This window comes from Paenibacillus borealis, assembly GCF_000758665.1.
In the GTDB taxonomy this organism is placed as follows: Bacteria; Bacillota; Bacilli; order Paenibacillales; family Paenibacillaceae; genus Paenibacillus_AQ; species Paenibacillus_AQ borealis.
This window is the reverse complement of sequence record NZ_CP009285.1, coordinates 6,944,162-6,962,564: the sequence shown is the minus strand read 5'-3', so window position 1 is coordinate 6,962,564 and position 18,403 is coordinate 6,944,162. Positions and strand designations below refer to the sequence as shown.

Annotated in this window: 13 protein-coding genes; 9 read left to right on the top strand and 4 right to left on the bottom strand. The window is 48.9% G+C overall.

Annotation, left to right across the window (positions count from 1 at the left end; all coding sequences use genetic code 11):
• The first annotated feature begins 78 nt into the window (after nt 1-78).
• Nucleotides 79-831 (top strand): DUF3153 domain-containing protein, encoded by a 753-nt coding sequence (locus tag PBOR_RS29355; protein ID WP_157764164.1) that lies wholly within the window; start codon nt 79-81, stop codon nt 829-831.
• Here the strand turns inward: PBOR_RS29355 and PBOR_RS29350 are convergent.
• Nucleotides 806-3,157 carry a helix-turn-helix domain-containing protein gene (locus tag PBOR_RS29350; RefSeq protein ID WP_245647938.1) on the bottom strand — a complete coding sequence of 784 codons (2,352 nt, stop codon included), beginning with the start codon at nt 3,155-3,157 and terminating at the stop codon, nt 806-808. The genes PBOR_RS29355 and PBOR_RS29350 overlap by 26 nt on opposite strands.
• A 173-nt stretch (nt 3,158-3,330) precedes the next feature.
• Between PBOR_RS29350 and PBOR_RS29345 the strand changes: the two genes are divergently transcribed.
• On the top strand, nt 3,331-4,860 hold the full coding sequence (locus tag PBOR_RS29345) for an extracellular solute-binding protein (RefSeq protein WP_042217389.1): 1,530 nt from the start codon (nt 3,331-3,333) through the stop codon (nt 4,858-4,860).
• Between the two features lie 700 nt (nt 4,861-5,560).
• Nucleotides 5,561-6,958, top strand: a complete 1,398-nt coding sequence (locus tag PBOR_RS29335) for a helix-turn-helix domain-containing protein (protein ID WP_042217385.1) — start codon at nt 5,561-5,563, stop codon at nt 6,956-6,958.
• A 58-nt stretch (nt 6,959-7,016) separates the two neighbouring features.
• Here the strand turns inward: PBOR_RS29335 and PBOR_RS37230 are convergent, their stop codons facing one another.
• A complete protein-coding gene (locus PBOR_RS37230) occupies nt 7,017-7,259 on the bottom strand; it encodes a hypothetical protein (protein ID WP_157764163.1) in 243 nt (80 codons plus the stop codon).
• 56 nt (nt 7,260-7,315) lie between these two features.
• Nucleotides 7,316-8,203 (bottom strand): Fic family protein, encoded by an 888-nt coding sequence (locus PBOR_RS29330; RefSeq protein WP_245647937.1) that lies wholly within the window; start codon nt 8,201-8,203, stop codon nt 7,316-7,318.
• 257 nt (nt 8,204-8,460) lie between these two features.
• Between PBOR_RS29330 and PBOR_RS29325 the strand changes: the two genes are divergently transcribed.
• Complete coding sequence (locus PBOR_RS29325) at nt 8,461-9,459, top strand: NADP-dependent oxidoreductase (protein WP_042217384.1); 999 nt, start codon at nt 8,461-8,463, stop codon at nt 9,457-9,459.
• A 56-nt stretch (nt 9,460-9,515) separates the two neighbouring features.
• Here the strand turns inward: PBOR_RS29325 and PBOR_RS29320 are convergent, their stop codons facing one another.
• Nucleotides 9,516-10,295 carry a PhzF family phenazine biosynthesis protein gene (locus tag PBOR_RS29320; RefSeq protein WP_042217382.1) on the bottom strand — a complete coding sequence of 260 codons (780 nt, stop codon included), beginning with the start codon at nt 10,293-10,295 and terminating at the stop codon, nt 9,516-9,518.
• 954 nt (nt 10,296-11,249) lie between these two features.
• Here PBOR_RS29320 and PBOR_RS29310 point away from each other — a divergent pair.
• From PBOR_RS29310 to PBOR_RS29290, 5 genes are all read left to right on the top strand, one after another.
• Nucleotides 11,250-12,809: an extracellular solute-binding protein gene (locus tag PBOR_RS29310; RefSeq protein WP_042217378.1), complete on the top strand. Its 1,560-nt coding sequence runs from the start codon at nt 11,250-11,252 to the stop codon at nt 12,807-12,809.
• 116 nt (nt 12,810-12,925) lie between these two features.
• Nucleotides 12,926-13,894 (top strand): ABC transporter permease, encoded by a 969-nt coding sequence (locus PBOR_RS29305; protein WP_042217377.1) that lies wholly within the window; start codon nt 12,926-12,928, stop codon nt 13,892-13,894.
• 21 nt (nt 13,895-13,915) lie between these two features.
• On the top strand, nt 13,916-14,791 hold the full coding sequence (locus tag PBOR_RS29300) for a carbohydrate ABC transporter permease (RefSeq protein WP_042217375.1): 876 nt from the start codon (nt 13,916-13,918) through the stop codon (nt 14,789-14,791).
• A 46-nt stretch (nt 14,792-14,837) separates the two neighbouring features.
• Nucleotides 14,838-15,953: a glycoside hydrolase family 88/105 protein gene (locus PBOR_RS29295; RefSeq protein ID WP_042217374.1), complete on the top strand. Its 1,116-nt coding sequence runs from the start codon at nt 14,838-14,840 to the stop codon at nt 15,951-15,953.
• 126 nt (nt 15,954-16,079) lie between these two features.
• A complete protein-coding gene (locus tag PBOR_RS29290) occupies nt 16,080-17,423 on the top strand; it encodes a glycoside hydrolase family 28 protein (protein ID WP_099052569.1) in 1,344 nt (447 codons plus the stop codon).
• The last annotated feature ends 980 nt before the right edge of the window (nt 17,424-18,403 follow it).

The window sequence follows — 18,403 nt, the reverse complement described above, 5'->3', positions numbered from 1 at the left end:
GAATTTGTGGTAAGCTGACTCTGTGATATTCTTGTGAACAGGCAGCGGATGGAGGGGAAGTTGTTGAACGTACGAGGCTTGAACAGATTCAAAGTTAAGACTGCACTGATGATGATGATGATGCTTGTGCTGCTGCTCACGGGCTGCGCGCAGGGAACGGCCCATATGACCGTGAAGAAGAACGGTTCGCTCGATCTGGCCTTCAGTATGCTGCTGGATTCCCGGGCGGAAGCGCTGGTCAGCGGTAAAATAGAGGAGCTCCTGACCACCAGGCTTGCGGCCGCAGGCATTGAGCTGAACAAAACGGCAAGAGGCAAATCTACAGAATATCAGTTTCTGAAATCCTATACTTCGATCGAGGAGCTGCAGTCCAGCGGCAGCAGTCTTGATATTGTGGATGCGGAGGTCGGGCAGACAGACAGATGGCTGTATACCCGGTACGATGTGGTGGCCCAGCCTAAGCTGAACGCCTATTCGGACGAAATTATTGATGGCATCGGCAGCTTAAGCGTACCTAAATCCCTTGTGCGGCTGCTGATGGGCACCTTCTCCGTAGATTTCAAATTAACGATTCCCTATGATCTGTACGGGCCTAATAATGCAGCGGAACAAGACGGCAATACCTTAACCTGGCATATTTCACTTGCGGATTCCGAGCCGCTGCGGCTTGCTGTATACGTGCCGGATATCAAGAATATTGCGATCACGGCTGGCGGCATTGTGCTGATTCTGGCTGTACTTATTACGTTCTTTATCCGCAAAAGAAAATCACGCAAGCCTAAATCCGCGTCGGAGGATGCTGCACTTAATAATCATCGGGCACAGCCTTAGGCTTCGAGCTGAAGTTGTCGCGGTACTGGCCGGGAGTCATCCCCTCCTGCTTGCGGAAGGAACGGATGAAGTTCTGCGAATTATTGTATCTTAAGCGGGAGGCGATATCCTTAACCGGCATATCGGTTTCCTCCAGCCATTTCTTGGCCATTTTGAACCGGTACATCGTGAGGTAGTCACTGAAGTAATACTGGGTCTCCTTACGGAACACACTGCTGATATAGTTGGCGTTATAATGCAGCCGGGAAGCACATTCCTCCAGCGTCAGATCCTGGTCATACTCATGCTGGACGATATCGATCAGCTTCTCGGAGATGTTATGATACTGGGCATTCTGCCTGCTGTGGAAGATGACGATGACCGGCTGGATCACGATGGTCCAGAACCAGTCTTCAATCTCCGCTACAATATGCAGATCGGTCAGCTCTTCAAATAATGATCCGTTGGCATGATAGATCTGATTCAGCGTAATTCCCGATTCCTGCATCATAATGAGCGTATTATTCAGCAGCCGGGTCAGCGGAATCTGGTATTCCTGCGGCGAGAGCCCCAGCGCAAAAATACACTTGAACAGCTTATGCAGCAGTTCCTTCGCCTTGTCACTGTCAGCCAGCTTGATGGCATCCATCAGGTCATTTTCGGTATGGGTAGGGTAGTTCAGATTGAGATAATGCTTGCCGGAGTTAATATTCTCGTACTGGATGATAATACCTTTGCCGAGCGTGATCCGGTGCTTCAAGGCTTCCAGGCTTTCCCTGTAGGCAATGGACATTTTATCAAAAGAGTGGAACGGCAGACTAAGCCCGATGCTGACCTGCAGCTTCAGGTAATTATTAATCTCCTGCTGCAGCTTCTCCGTCAAGGCATAGAGCGTTCGGTGAAAAGATTCCGTATTGCCGTCACTGCTGCCAATTACGGTTGCCAGGGCATGCCCCATCATCACAGGGGTTAGCCTGTTATCCGCAGATACCAATTCCTCAATCATATTATGCGCCGCGAATAACAGCAGATTGAGATCCTTTTTCTCATAGCTGCTCTCCTCGGAGAAGTCGATGCTCAGCGTAATGACAGCCATCGTCTTCCATTCCTCCACCTGCTTGCGGTACCCGTATTGCTCCAGTTCCTCCAGCAGCTCGCGTTTCCTCAGATTGCCCTGAAAGGCCTGGATCAGGAAGAAGGTCCGCACCTGCCCGATGTGCTGGCTGACCTCTTTCTCCAGCTGTGATTTGGACTGGAACAGGGAATGCACCTGCTCGCCGATGAGCTGGAATTCATCCGTATGCCTTGCCCGCAGGCCGGGACGGCGCTGTCCCATCTGATTCAGCAGCCGTTCGATCGGAGTGTACATGCGCCGGGAGCCCAGCCACGCCAGAAGTACAGACAGCAGCAGCATGAACGTACAGACAAATACCGTGTAGGTGCCGATTTTGCCGGATTCGCGGGTCAGACTCTCAATGGAAGTCACTGACAGATAGATCCAGCCGTTGAGCTGAGAGCGCATATAGGTTATAGAATAATCTTCTTTGTCTATTTCGGTTTTGAATTGCCCTGAGGGCTCGGCCGCTGCGGCAATCCGCTGGAAGCCCGTGAATCCGCCCGCCTCGGCAGGCTGTCCGATCAGGCTGCGGTCGGGATGAAGCAGAATCCGCCCGTTCTCATCCAGCACAATAATACTGTCCAGCGGCTGCACATCGGAGTTGATGAAGTCCTGGAGACTGCAGGCGGGAATATTAGCCATAGCGAGCCCGTATTTCTGAAGCTTGGTGGTCGGGAGTTTCTTAATCAGGCTGATGCTGTAATTACACCCGGTAACGTTGATGCTCTCTTCGCTGTAGAACAAGGAGGAGGGATTCAGCACCCAGGAGGTTTTGTCGGGAATATTCATCAGGTTGGTAAGCTGCTCGTAATTCTGGTATTCATTCAGGCGGTAGAGTCCGGAATTCTTGATCATCCAGTTCTGCCGCTGATTTAATAGAATGACATCCTCCAGCTTCGTATCGAAAGATTGCATATTGCGGATTTCGTTTCTTATGTCATTATATAAAATGAAATCGGTTACATTCAGCGGATTATTGAGCGCTTTTTTCAGCACGGAAGAGTTCACTACCTGGTTCAAGGTCTGGTTGACAGTGGTAAGCTTATGCTCTACATTTGAGGTGATTTGTAAAATAAGTTCCATTTTGCTTTCGTTAACATTTTTTTGAATTTCCTTGGAGGATGTGAAATAAGAGAAAGAACCAATGAACAGCACCGGCAGGATGCTGATTGCAAACGCGAACATCGTTAATTTACTTAGAAAGCTTAAGGATTTCACCAGATTCAGCACCTTTTCATGGAGTGGTCATAATCGCTGCTTTAAGTGTATGCACCACGAAGGATAATAACAATAATCATCTGGTGCCGCAATAATCATTTTCTCTAATAATCACTACGCATGCTAAATTATTCAATAAATAGGGCCTTATTGTATATAAATATTCCGATTTAGGGGGTTATGAAATGTTCAAAGGATTAGCGGGCAGGAAAGTGACTCTTATATGCTGCTCTATTCTACTATTCTCGTTCAGTTTGTTAAGCGCTTGCAGTGAGGGGGACTCTGACGGTTCGGACAAAGCCGGGGATAAGCCGTCCATCTCAATTCTTGCGCCGCTGCATTTCCCGCAGACCCCGTCCAAGGATCTTATCGCCGAGATTGAGAGATTGACCGGGACACAGCTGAATATCACCTGGGTGCCCGAGGGTGTGTACACGGACAAAATGAATACGGCGCTGACCACCGGTGCCCTCGGCAAAGTTACGTTTGTGAAATTCACCGATTATAATCCGGTCAAGAATATGATCCGTTCCGGCGCGTTTTGGGAGATTGGACCGTACCTGGAGGAGTTTCCGAATCTGCGCCAGCTGGATTCCTCTATTCTCAAGCAGACCACGGTGGACGGGGGGATTTATGGCCTCTACACGGAAAGACCCGCTTCCAGGCAGGGGATTATTATCCGCAAGGACTGGCTGGATCACCTGCAGCTGAGTCCGCCCGGGACACTGGATGAGCTGTACGAGGTGATGAAGCAGTTCACCTATAATGATCCGGACGGAAACGGCAAAGCCGATACCCTTGGACTGGTAGACCGGAATGACCTGGTATACGGGGTATTTAAGACGTTAAGCTCCTATTTCGGCACACCGAATAACTGGAAGATCGAGAACAACCGGTTTATTCCGGAATTCGCCACTCCTGAATATATGGACACGATGAATTTCATGCGCAAATTATATAACGAGGGGATCATTAACCAGGACTTCGCCCTGACCAGCAAGGATGTGCAGCGGGATAAGTTCATCCGCGGGACGGCAGGGATTTTCATCGGGAGCATGACGGATGTGCAGCGGCTCTCGATTGAGGCCAAGGCGATTAACCCCAAGGCGGAGCTTACCCTGATTAATCGGATCAAGGGGCCGGACGGTTACAAGGTATGGTCGATTCCCAAGTACAACGGCCTGTATCTTTTCTCCAAAAAAGCCATTGCCACAGAGCAGGAACTGAAACAGGTACTGGGGTTCTTTGACCGCACGATGGATAAGGACGTAGCCAACCTGATGGTGTACGGCTTCGAGGGCCGGCATTATCTGCTGGATGGGGAGGGCAAGGTGATCCTTCCTGAGGAAACGTCCCAGCTGCGTGTATTTGAGGTAAATCCGCTCTATTCCCTGATGATTGCCGATATCGGCAACAAGAATATTATGGAGGTCGCGCAGAAGGAACAGCTGACGGCCCTTGCCGACCAGCTTAGCCAGGATAATGAGCAGTTCCTGGTCGATGACCCGGCAGTACGGTTAACCTCCGCTACCTATGATGAGAAGAACGCCGAGCTGTCAGCCATTATCGTAGATGCCACCTACAATTATATTCTTGGCAATATCGATGCGGACGGATTCGCCGGAGAGGTCGAGAAATGGCAGACCAGCGGCGGCAGTATGATCATCCAGGAGTATACGGAGGCGGAGGCTAAGGCGCGGGCTAGCGAGGAATGATGTGTATGTCAGAAGCAAAGCGAAATGACCTTGGCTAGGATTTACGCTATGAATTATCCTTCGATTCCCTCCCTGAAACGGTACCGTCTTTTATAAGGATGGCAAAGTCTTACTACTTGTTAGTGGCGGGAGGGGAGGGCAGGAAGAGTTGGAAAAAAGGCACTTAATTCTGCCGAAACGGAGGGTTGGGAGTAAGCAGATGGAAAAAGTACACTTAATCCGCCCAACCTTATGGATTCAGCAGAAATCGGACCGATTAAGTGTTGTTTATCCAACTATTTTTTATAAGTGGATCATTGCCGACAAGTTAGATGTACAAATTCCACTTAAATTAATCCACCGCGCTCAAGAACTGTACATAAAACTCCTTAAATCTGTGAATCCCCCTCCCCAAATGATCTAGTCCCGCCTCCTGCAGACACGCACTGCCTGCTTCGCTAATTTAAGGACGGCGAAGCCGTATCCACCTGGGGATGTTTAAGACGTTATGCTCCTTTTTCGGTACTCCGAGATAACTGGAAGGTCGAGAATAAAGGTATAGTTTTTTTAGAATGGCAACTGTAATGCCAAAATTTAAAAATTAAGGAAATATACATAATTTTATCTTGATAATTGAATCGACCACTGGTATATTTTGTATAACAAAAAAAAGGGATTTTATTCTATTTATCACAAATTGAAGAGGAAAGGTGGTTATGACTTGGAGGCAACAACCACGATATTAGCAGAACTGGAGGAGTATTTAAGACAAAAAGCTTTGACGATCACTCAATTCGCCAGGCATTCCCAGCTTCATTCCGGGACACTCAGTAATATCGTTCATGGGCACCGGCCGATTGCGATGCAGCAGCTTGACCGGATCACTCGGGCGATGGGACGGGAGGAAGGGTTCTTCTACGACCTATACATCGATAATTATATTATCGACGGCTCTTCGGACTGGCGCAGAATTGGTCCGCTGCTGCTCCGCTGTGCAGATCTAAACAAGCTGGACAGCATTCAGAGACTTGCCCGCCATATTATGGACAACCTGATGTACGCTCCCCTGTTGTTTGATACAGCGGAAGAACTATTCACTGCCGGGAAAATGGAGGCAGCCGCCGCAATCTATGAGATTGTTGCCGAAGCTGAACGCTTCCAGCATTCGGAACGGCTGGCACTATGCCAGTACCGGTTGTTTACCATCTCACTTAGTGATGATCAGGACAGAAATCTGTGGATAGCTAACCGGTTTGAGCCCTTCGTTGAGCGGTTGGATGAAGTGGACCAGCTGGATGCACTCAAAGAGCTTGCCAATACATACCGTTCCTTACAGCGCTGGGATAAGGTCGATGAATTTGCCGCCAAAATGGGCCATAAAGCCAGAATCCAATATGACATGAAGTACCGCTCTGACCGGAAATCAGCCGAACCGGGCAAACTACCTGGAAGACCCTTGTTCTTTTATATTGCTTATAGTGACTTGCTGCGGGGCAACGTTTGTGATGAGCTAGAGGATTATGAAGGGGCTTTGACTTATAAATATGCCTATGCAGATTTAAGTTGGGTTAAGGAGCAAGGTGAGACAGTAGAGCACTGGAAGAACCTTTTCCATGAATGGTCAATAGCAAATATATATATTACAAAGCTATTGAGTGGTGATACCACGGTAATAGAAGCATATGTTTCATACATTGATAAACATAGAGATGAACTAGTTATCGGTTTATTATATATTTTGAGAGCAGCAAATAAAAACCAGCTTAATATTGATAGAACTCTGGATTTTTATAAGCAAGAAATAGAAGAGATATTAGTCGAGCTGGTTAAAAGTAGATATTCTCGTAATCTTACTATGGATCGTCAAGCTAATTTAACATATGAACTCGCTTATTATTATTTATTTAAGGATAATTACCTCAAAGGCTTTGATTTATTATTAAAAACTATAAAAAATTTCCAATGCATAAACAATGAAAAGTATATACTAGAAAGTGTAACTCTATTTGAAAGATTTAGGATAGTTGCCAATCAAGAAGTTCAGGATCAGTATCAAATTCTACTTTTGGGAGGAGTTTATCATGAAGAAGAAGGTAGTAGTACTTCTAACTGTTCTTAGTATTATTTTATCGCCAATCATTGTAGGTCCAACCGCACCTGACTCTCCTGTTGTAACCTTATTTAACCACGGAGAAGGCTGATTTATTTTCTAAATTGATAACAAATTCAGGATCAGTATCAAATTCTACTTTTGGGAGGAGTCTCATGAAGAAGAAGGTAGTAGTACTTCTAACTCTTTTTAGTATTATTTTTTCGCCAATTATTGTAGGTCCAGATGCACCAAGCTCCCCTGTGATTACATCATAAATACACGGAGATGGCTGAGTTATTATTTGTAATCTCGGTTTAGTTATTGCCATATTAGTATTACTTACAGCCCCACCATAGGAGACTGCGGCGGGGCTTAACTACGAGGCTAATCCACTATACAGACGATATATTCTCCGCGAGCGTTCCCTGGCTTGATTATGCCCAGCTCTTTGAGTTTTGTAATATTCTTCGCAATACTTGAGGAAGAAACATCCAAAGTATTATCAAACAATTGTCTATGGAAAGTCTCTCCATCATCCATTCTGCTAATCAACTCGAACATCGTTTTCGCATGCCCTCTGCTCAGCAATTCACGAATATGTTTGATTCTATCGTAACGTTGTAGTTGTCTGAGAACCTTGGTAAGCGATGCGTTGACGCATTCTAGATAAAAAACAATGAATGGTTTTAAATTACCTTGAGTTGCTACCATTAGCGTATCATAATAATCTTCTATTCTTTTATCAAAGAATTCTTCCACACTAAACGCATCTTTAATTGTGGCAAGGTCGCTGTGTATCAACCCAACTAAAGTAGAAAATGCCCGTGCTGTTCTTCCGTTACCAGCAGGAAATGGATGGATATAGCCTATTAAATGATGGGTAATTCCAGAAATGATGAGCGGATGCAGCTTTTTATCAAGATTGGCATTTGTTGTATCGTATGGGCTCATATATCCGGTTACACTAGTATAAAGCCAGGAAAAGTAAGCCTGCATGAGACGCGGAACTTCATTAAAGGCTGGAGGTTGATAACTGACGTATCCATCACCATCTTGAAGAGCTACAGGAATGCTTCTATATCCGTTGGGGTAACCAGTCAATTCGTTCATTAAAGTAAATTGTATTTTTTTCAATACAGGTTCATCCATATCTGAAAAATCTTTGTTTGGATTTAAACTATAAAGATACTCATAAGTTTCAAAGACATTTTTAACCTCGATTTGTGCTTTTTGTTTAAAGGTTAGTGTGTTTTTTTGTAATTCTGGTATCAAAGGGATTTATTTTCGGCTGAAAGACTAACCTGTCTTCCGAATGATCAAAGTGTTCATATGCAAATACGTAAGTCATTTTTACACCACCTTTTACACTTAAAAACCCAGTAGGATCAAGGGATTTATCTTTTTTTTATTATACAAATTACACCTATTATGTACATGTCTCCATTACTAAACTAGCCTAAGGCTAGAGCAACGTATTCTGGTCTGTTTTCTTTGAGCGGTTTTATTAAACAAAAGCTGGAGGGTCCATCATGAAAGCAATGGTTATCGAAAAATACGGACAAACTCCGCTGCTGTTAGCGGACCGCCCAATGCCCGAAGTCGGTGAGCATGAGGTGCTCGCGGAAATCCATGCGGCAAGTATCAATCCGATCGACTTCAAAATCCGGGATGGCAAGCTGCGTATGCTATTGAAATATGAGATGCCGCTTATTTTGGGCAATGATTTCTCAGGTGTGATTATCCAGGTGGGGGATAAGGTCAAGAAATTCAAGGTAGGTGATGAAATCTACGGCCGGCCCAGAAAAAGCAGGATTGGCACCTTCGCGGAGTATATTGCTGTTCATGAGGAGGATATCGCGCTGAAGCCCGGCAACCTTTCCTTTGAAGAAGCTGCTTCTATTCCTTTAGTCGGACTCACTTCGTACCAGGCACTGCATGATATTTTACAGCTGTCGGCTGGACAAAAGGTATTGATTCAGGCGGGAGCGGGCGGCGTGGGTACCTTCGCCATCCAGCTTGCCAAAGCGATGGGGATTTACGTTGCAACCACTGCAAGCGAAGCCGGAGCTGAACTCGTTAAGTCACTTGGGGCCGATCAGATCATCGATTATAAAACAGAGCAATTTGATCAGGTTCTGCACAATTATGACGGAGTATACGATACCATTGGCGGAGAAACGTTAGAAAGGGCCTTCAGTATCGTCAAACCGGGGGGACATGTCGTATCCGTATCAGGTCTGCCCAACGCCCGTTTCGGCAAAGAATACGGGTTAGGGTTCCTGAAGGTTAATCTATTACGGCTCGTCACCCGGAGAATCACAAGGCTGGAGCGCAAAACCAAGGTGAAATACAGCTTCCTGTTCATGAAGCCGAGCGGCAGACAGCTGGAAATCATCGCTGAATATATTGAATCCGGTGCCATCAAGCCTGTGATTGACCGGGTATTTCCTTTTGCAGAAGCTCAGCAGGCGATGGAGTACTCCGAATCCGGCCGGGCTAAGGGCAAGATTATATTGAAAATAAAATAATCCAAGCCCCGCCGCAAACGAAGCGGTGGGGCTTTAATGTAAAGAGCGGTTAGTTCTTAACCGATCTGAAGCTCAGCAACAGCATATAAAACTGCAGAGCCGCTTATTTTTACACGATCCCCGTCATTTATACAATATAATGTTCCTCCGCGTTTGGAGAGCTGCCGGGCTACTAACTCGTCCTTACCAAGCCGCGCTGCCCAATAGGGAATGAAATTACAGTGAGCAGAGCCGCATACAGGGTCCTCATTCACATTCAGCTTAGGAAAAAAGCTGCGGGAAGCAAAGTCATAGGTGTCGCTTCTGGCCGTGATCGAGACCCCGAGTCCATCGGGAAGCTGCCGCAGTTTAGAGAAATCAGGAGCAGCGTTAAGCACATCTTCTTCTTTTTCCAGCACGAACATTAAATCTCTGGCTAAATAAGTCTCTACCGGCTGAATGCCAAGAGCTTCAACCATTTGACTGGTTAATGTCCAACGCTCCGGCATCCTGCTGGGGAAATCCAGCTCGTAATACTTCCCTTTTCTTAGAACAACCAGTTCCCCGCTCATGGTCTGAAATTTAAAGCTTGCTACATTAGTTTCATAAAAGTTAGCCAGGACATAAGCTGTTGCGAGAGTAGCATGGCCACAGAGTTCAATCTCATCAGCCGGAGTAAACCAGCGTAACCGGTAATGGTCCCCCTCCTTGACGGCAAAAGCTGTTTCCGAGAGATTGTTTTCAGCAGCAATTTGCTGCATTGTCTCATCCGGAAGCCAGCCCTTCATAATACATACTCCCGCGGGATTACCTTCGAATAATTTCTCCGCAAATGCATCCACAACATAATATTTCATATACCCGCCTCCAAAAAGCTGAAATTAAATACCATTTTACTGTATCCTCGTATGGTTTACGACTCTGTACTATACAACGCGATGAAGGATCTAATCTAATAAGCAAATGGAGAACGATAATATCGCCGCCCCATTGTGCCGGTGTGTAGCTGCCCAGTCGAAGAAGTTGTCGGGTTGCACGGGTTGCTCGGGTTGCTGATTGGGGTGAGACGTTGATTTGTTAGTAGATTGTTGTATGAAATACAACTTTGGTTTACGGATATCCGGGTAATCCGAAGGATTGTTGTACGAAATACAAGAATTTCCCCGCTGTGCCGCCAGTTGGAGGAGAAATGCTGCATTCTGTACAACAATTTTGAAATTCGGCCAATTTATTGAGGGAAATGTTGTATTTGGTGCAGGATTTTTGAGTAATAATGTGTTTGCTCACCTCCCGTTCCCCTCTGCCGCTCTAATCATAACTCCAGCACTCCCCTCAGCACTTAAATTCAAGTTCCGCCGCTCCCCCGCCCTATCTCCAATTCCCTACCCACCAACATTGTTCCTGGCCCCGCCGCGAGCGAAGCGGTGGGGCTTGCGCTTTGCCTCCCCTTTCAAGGATATACATTGAAAGGGCCCACCCGTGGAGCGGCAGAAAGGGACGGAGGGAGGTTTGGAACTGTAGGAGCGATAGCGTCCGCCTTTGTCTCCGGATGTTATCTGCTGCAAGCAATATAATCATGAACATCTGGAGACAACAGCGGCCGGAAGTCCAAAGCTCACGCAGTCCCGCCCGCCGCCGCTCCCAAGTGGTTATTCCCATGTATATCCCCCTCCCCCCCATCACACGATAATCATTAACCCACACCCCCAGCCCCAGCGCGCCTTTATGAGTAAATGATTGTATTCGTAATCCTCCGTGGACTGTAATGTGAGGCTTGTAACCAATACAAGTTAAACGGAGGTCAAAAAGGAATGACGAAAAAATCCTTCACCCTGCTCCTCAGCTCGCTGCTGACACTCAGCATGCTGTCCGCATGCGGCGGCAACAACAATAATGAGGCGGCGGCAACCAAAGATCCAGGTGCAAGCACGGGAACCAACACGGCAGCGGCTACAGAGCCGGCAGCAGAACCGGAAAAGCCGACAGAGATCAAAATCATGCTCCCGCTGAACACGACAGATACTCCACCGGACACGATCAAGACGGAAGTGGAGAAATTGACGAATACGAAGCTGACCTATCAGTTCTTCCCGGCAGATACCTATGAAGAGAAGCTGAACTCCTCCTTCGCCACTGGCTCACTGCCGCAGGTTACCTATCTGAAGAATCAGACGACCTTCCTGCAGATGAAGGAAGCGATCAAGGACGGACAGTTCTGGGAGATCGGGCCGCTCCTCAGTGAGTTCCCTAACCTGAACAAGCTGAAACCGGAAATCCTCAATAACACCAAGGTAGACGGCAAGCTGTACACCCTGTATATCGGCCGTCCGCTGGCCCGCCAGGGGATTATCTACCGTAAGGACTGGGCGGATAAGCTGGGACTCGCAGCACCGGCCAATACCGATGAGCTGTTCGCAATGGCTAAAGCCTTCACGGAGCAGGACCCTGACGGCAACGGTGTAAAGGACACTATCGGGGTGGTTGACCGCAATGAGCTGGTATACGGCGCATTCAAAACCGTCTCTTCCTGGTTCGGCACACCGAACAACTGGGGGGAGAAGGACGGCCAGCTGGCACCGGAATTCACCTTCCCGCAGTACTTCGACACCATGGATTTCTTCAAAAACCTGCGTGACGGCGGATACATGAACCAAGACTTTGCAGCAACCAGTAAAACGGATGCGGTAAATATGTTCACCAGCGGCAAAGCAGGACTGTATATCGGCGGTTCCATGCAGGATATCGATACACTCAACAAGGACCTGATCAAGAACGTGCCGGATGCCGTGCTGGACACACACAGTATGGTGGCTGGACCTGACGGCAAGTTCGCCCAGTGGATGATTCCCGGCTATAACAACGTAGTGCTGTTCCCGAAATCAGCGGTTAAGGATGAGGCAGAGCTGAAGAAGATCCTGGCCTTCTTTGACAAAATGATGACCCCTGAAGTGGCCAACCTGATGTACTGGGGGATTGAAGGCACACACTATACGGTTGAAGACGGCAAAGCCAAGCCAACGGACAATAAAGAGCTGATTGAACGCGAAGTCAAAGGCTTCAAAGACAGCGTAATCGGCGAATACGAAACGAACGGCATGTACCAGAGTCTGAACGTGCTGCCGGGCCGCATTCATGCGGAAGAGCTGGTACTGGAGAATGTGAAGGTAGGGGTCGCAGATCCTACGGCGGCGCTGGATTCGGCAACCTATACATCCAAGGGTGTTGAGCTTCAGCAGATCATTACGGATGCCACTTATAAATACATGTACGGCCAGCTCGATAAAGCCGGATTCGAGAAAGAAGTCGAGAACTGGAAGAGCCGGGGCGGGGCCCAAATCATCGAAGAATACAATGCCGTGTACAAAAAATAAGCAGAACGCAGCAGCTTTGACTGCGGGCTGACCACATGAAAGAAGGCTGCTTGGCTTAGCGCTTCGGCAGCCTTTTTTTCAAATATAGAAGAATTTACAGAGAAAGGAAGAGAATCATGCAGGAAGTTACCGCCCAGCCCCGCGTAGTTCCCGAACCGAAGCCTAAGAGCTATAAGAGCAGCAGTGAGCTTAAGAAAAGGCTGTGGAGAAACAAGCTACTCTATGTGATGCTGATCCCCGGAGTGCTGTATTTCATTGTATTTAAATATCTGCCGATGTACGGACTGATTATCTCCTTCCAGGATTACAAGCCTTATCAAGGGATTACAGGGAGCGAGTGGGTTGGAATGAAGCATTTCAGCCGGCTGTTCACCGAACCCGATTTCCTGAACATTCTGGGGAATACCCTGATCCTGTTCGGGATGAATATTCTGATCTATTTTCCGATTCCGATTATTCTCGCATTGATGCTTAACGAACTCAGAGGCACTTTCTTCAAAAGATTCTTCCAGACCCTGGTCTACCTGCCCCACTTCATGTCCTGGGTTATCGTCGTCTCGATTTCCTTCGTCATGGTGACGATGGACGGCGGGATTATCAACGAACTGCTGGCTTACTTCGGATTCTCCAAAATCAATTTCCTGCTGAGTCCCGGCTGGTTCAGACCGATGTACATCATTCAGGTTATCTGGCGGGAAGCGGGCTGGGGAACGATTATCTATCTGGCTTCTATCGCTGCCATCGATCCCGGGCTCTATGAAGCTTCGCGCATGGACGGGGCCGGACGGCTCAGACAAGTCTGGCACATCACGCTTCCGGCGATCCGGGGAGTTATTATTACACTGTTTATTCTGAAAATCGGTTCCGTTCTCGATCTTGGATTCGAACATGTCTATCTGCTGCTCAATTCCATGAACCGGGAAGTTGCGGAAATTATCGATACGTATGTCTACACCGCCGGGCTGCGGCAAGGGCAGTTCAGCTATAGTACAGCCATTGGCTTCTTCAAGTCGATAGTGGGTCTGATCATGGTGATGACCGTCAACAAGGTATCCAAGAAAATAGGAGAAGAAGGCGTTTATTAAAATGCCGCGGGAGGAATTGAAATGGTAGAAGACCGTACGATTAGCGGCAGAATATTCTCCGCTGTCAACTTTACACTGCTTGCACTCATCGCTCTGATAACGGTGCTTCCGTTTGTCCATGTAGTAGCAGGCTCCTTCACAACCAGCGCAGAGCTGGCCGCTAACAAATTTGTACTGATTCCGAAAGTGTGGAGCCTGGAGGCTTACAAATTTATTTTCTCAACGAATACGATCTTCAGAGCCCTGGGTGTGTCTATCGGGGTAACGCTTGTAGGGACTTTGTTCAGTATGTTCATCACGTCGCTGATGGCTTATGGCCTCTCCCGCAGGGATCTGGACGGCCGCCGGGTATTTAACTTCCTGGTGGTGTTCACGATGCTGTTCCACGGCGGAATGATTCCGACGTTCCTGGTGGTCAAAGAGCTGGGGCTGATTGACTCGTATGCGGCGCTTATTCTTCCGTCCGCGATCAGCGCGTTCAATATGATTATCCTGAAGAACTTCTTTCAGAATATTCCTGAAGGGCTGGAGGAATCGGCCAAAATCGACGGCTGCAACGACTTCGGCATTCTGTTCAAGATCGTATTGCCTTTGTCGCTGCCGGCGATTGCGACCATCTCCCTGTTCTACGCCGTAACCTACTGGAACACGTATATGACCGCCATCCTGTATCTGGATAACAGCGCCAAGTGGCCGATTCAGGTTCTGCTGAGACAGATTGTCGTGCTTGCCAGCGGGATGGATCACAGTGCAACACTCGATGGCACGGTTCCGCCGCCGGATCAGACGATCAAAATGGCTGTTATCGTGGTAGCAACGCTGCCGATTCTGATGGTGTATCCGTTCCTGCAGAAGCATTTCGCCAAAGGCGCGATGCTGGGCTCGATGAAGGGCTGATGCTGAAGGCAGGCCGGGTATTCTGAAATATGAAAGGGGTATAACAATGATAGGCAGTCTGCCGCAAACACCTTTAGAATGGGCGCAAAAAGCCTGTGATTCTTTGATGGATACGTATCAAGCGGGGGAGCTTCCGCCTGCGCACCGCTGGCATTATCACCAAGGCGTGTTTCTATGCGGGATGGAGCTGCTGTGGGAGGCTGTCCAGGAGGACCGCTATATCGAATACATCCAGCAGTATGTGGATGATCTGGTGGATGAATACGGCAATTTCTATTTTGCCCGGGATGAGCTGGATGCCGTACAAGCGGGGCTGCTGCTCTTCACGCTGCATGAACGGACCGGCAAGCTGAAGTACCGGGAGGCTGCGGCTAAGCTCAGGAATCTGCTGCGGACGCTGAACAGAACCTCCGAAGGCGGCTATTGGCATAAGGACAAATATGCGAATCAGATGTGGCTCGACGGGCTGTATATGGCCGGGGTCTTCTCCCTGAAGTATGCGAATGCTTATGGAGAAGAGGACTTGCGTGCAGCAGTGCTGCACCAGGAGCGGCTGATGCGCAAATACATGAAAGACGAGGCCACCGGCCTGCTCTACCATGCCTGGGATGAGAGCCGCCGTATGCCCTGGGCGAATCCGCAAACCGGCTGCTCGCCGGAGTTCTGGAGCCGGTCACTCGGCTGGTACGGGCTGGCACTCTCGCAGTTTATGGATGAGCTGCCGGAGAAGGATCCGGGCCGTGCGGAGCTGGCCGCCGAGCTGAGCGGCTTCGTGCAGGCGCTGATCCGCTATCAGGATCCGAAGAGCGGCCTGTGGTATCAGGTGGTCGACAAGGGAGCTGAGCCGGATAACTGGCTGGAAACCTCCGGCTCCTGCCTGTTCGTCTACACGATTGCCAAAGCGGTGAAGCTGGGAATTCTGCCTGGGGAGGTTGAAGCTGCCGCGGCAGCGGCAGCGCGCAAAGGCTACGAAGGCTTAATTCAGGTGCTGGAATGGGATGAGCAGGACCGGCTGATTCTGCCGGACATCTGCATCGGGACCTCAGCAGGGGATTACCGTAACTATGTCACCCGGCCGAAGGTCAGCAATGACCTGCACGGAGTAGGGGCGCTAGTGATGGCCTGTGTGGAGATGCAGGCGTTGTACCCGGCACAAGTGTAGCATTGTCTGAGGCTGGCGGGTCCGGCAGAATAGTAATGGAGTTTGAAGTGGCTGTATCCGGCGGAAAGCGCAGCCAAGCTTGAGGCTGTCTGGATCAGCAGTGAAAGAATAGAAAGGAGGCTCACAGTGTTTAATATTGCGGATTATGGAGCGCTCCGGGATAGCGGGGTTCCGGCAACGGCAGCGATTGCGGACGCCATCTGGGCGGCGTACAGCGCCGGCGGAGGCACGGTGTATGTTCCGGCCGGCACCTTCCTGACAGGCGCAGTGCGCCTGCGCAGCAACATTCAGCTGCATTTAAGTCCTGGAGCGGTATTGTCCTTCAGTACCGATCCGGCGGATTACCCGGTCGTGGAATCACGGTGGGAAGGGGTGAAGCAGGAGGTGCACGCGGCCTGCATTTATGGAGCGGATCTGACCAACGTCTCCATCACAGGCAGCGGGACCATTAACGGAAACGGTGCACCCTGGTGGGAGAAGCACCGGAATCATCCCGAAGAGCTGGAGTATCCCCGCCCGAGATTGATCGGCTTCGACAACTGCAGCCGGGTAACGATCAAGGATGTACAGCTGATCAATTCTCCGAGCTGGACCGTGAATCCGATCGGCTGCAGTAATGTGATGATCGATAATCTGTCGATCCTGAATCCGGCGGATTCGCCGAATACGGATGGCATTAATCCTGAGTCCTGCCGTGATGTCCGCATCAGCAATTGCCACATCGATGTAGGCGATGACTGCATTGCCATCAAGGCAGGTACCGAGGATACCAGGGAGCGCATTCCCTGCGAGAATATCACCATTACGAACTGCGTGATGGTCCACGGCCACGGAGCGGTGGTGCTGGGCAGTGAGATGAGCGGCGATATCCGTAACGTGACGATCAGCAATTGTGTATTCAAGCAGACGGACCGCGGCATCCGCATGAAATCGCGGAGAGGGCGCGGCGGAATCATTGAGGATATCCGGGTAAGCAACATTGTGATGGAGGATGTGATCTGTCCCTTCACGCTTAACCTCTATTATTTCTGCGGGCCGCGGGGCAAGGAGAAGTATGTCTGGGACAAGAACCCGTACCCCGTGACGGAGGAGACGCCGCAGTTCCGGCGGATTCATTATGCCAATATTACAGCGCGTAATGTCCACGCAGCGGCAGGATTTCTGTATGGGCTTGCTGAGCAGTATGTATCAGAAATTACCTTCACCAATATCGATATTTCGATGGCGAAAGATGCAGTGCCCGGCCATCCGGATATGATGACAGGCATCGAGAACATGCAGCGCCGGGGATTCTACCTCGGCAATGTGCGCGACGTGCAGTTTCAGCAGGTCAGTATTGAGAACCACGAGGGTCCGGCCTTTTACGTTGAGAACGGGGAAGAGGTAGAGTTTCTGAACTGCCGGTCACGGAACACGGCGAAGCCGGAGAAGCTGGTGGAGCAGGTTGCGGTGGAACCGGCGGGAACGTGAAGTCCGGCAGCAATTGGGCGGAATACGGGGGATAAAACGGATGATATCCTCCGGCCTTAGCTAATAAACTATATGCACAAGAGCCTGGTCCTGTAGGGGATCGGGCTCTTGTTGTGTGTATGATCAGAACAGCGTTGCTGTACCATCCGCGGCACTGGAAGCAAATTGCAGGTTGTCTGCTGCTGGACACTCACTCCAGTTCTATATAACTGTAATTTGTACAACTAAAATGATCAATTATTGTGCAGAGGGAGGTTTAATTGCACTCTATACACTTATAAAACTCTCCTATGCCATAAAGAGACACTTTTCTTTATTTTAATTGTACAGAATACAGTTATCCCTGCTCTTCCGGGTTTTCGCCGTCTGTTAACTGCACGAAATACAACTATTCCGCATGTGCATCCGCACTCCTTACTCTAGAGGAGCTTTGCGGCGCAATCATCTGCAACACAGGCTAGTATTCCCATTTGCTGTTGGGCGGTAACCCGGAGCGTGCAGCGTAATCCCCGGCCAGTTTTTAAGTTCAATATATATAGATGAAATCTTGCACGAAATACAACAATTTCCTCGTGATAGCGGGTTAAGTCCAAAATTGTTGTACAAAAGGCAGCATTTTCCCTACTCCAGGCGGTTTAGCAGAAGGATTGTTGTATTTCCTACAACAATCCTTACGAATATCCCGGTATCTAGGAATACGAGTTGCACTTCGTACAACATTTGGGCTTCTCTATGCAGATGTATCTGCAACCGTGTCCGCATCCGCATTCGCATCAACGTCCTTACCCTCATTCACATCGGCCTCCGCAGGCGGACGTCAGCTAGAGTTATAGAGTGAACTTAAGAATCTAACCTGCTGTATTGCGCTGCTCTATTGCGCTGTTGTATTGCGAAATCCTTGCTCTGCAAGGGGCATCGATCGGCTGGCTGTCATTCTTAAGTTCAGCTTATATAGCCCTTGTTGCTGCCGGGCGCTAACC

Excerpts from the sequence above, each read along its gene's own strand:
- PBOR_RS29345 (WP_042217389.1), top strand. The coding sequence starts at position 3,331 with ATGTTCAAAGGATTAGCGGGCAGGAAAGTGACTCTTATATGCTGCTCT.
- PBOR_RS37230 (WP_157764163.1), bottom strand. The coding sequence starts at position 7,259 with ATGGCAATAACTAAACCGAGATTACAAATAATAACTCAGCCATCTCCG.
- PBOR_RS29325 (WP_042217384.1), top strand. The coding sequence starts at position 8,461 with ATGAAAGCAATGGTTATCGAAAAATACGGACAAACTCCGCTGCTGTTA.
- PBOR_RS29320 (WP_042217382.1), bottom strand. The coding sequence starts at position 10,295 with ATGAAATATTATGTTGTGGATGCATTTGCGGAGAAATTATTCGAAGGT.
- PBOR_RS29310 (WP_042217378.1), top strand. The coding sequence starts at position 11,250 with ATGACGAAAAAATCCTTCACCCTGCTCCTCAGCTCGCTGCTGACACTC.
- PBOR_RS29305 (WP_042217377.1), top strand. The coding sequence starts at position 12,926 with ATGCAGGAAGTTACCGCCCAGCCCCGCGTAGTTCCCGAACCGAAGCCT.
- PBOR_RS29300 (WP_042217375.1), top strand. The coding sequence starts at position 13,916 with ATGGTAGAAGACCGTACGATTAGCGGCAGAATATTCTCCGCTGTCAAC.
- PBOR_RS29295 (WP_042217374.1), top strand. The coding sequence starts at position 14,838 with ATGATAGGCAGTCTGCCGCAAACACCTTTAGAATGGGCGCAAAAAGCC.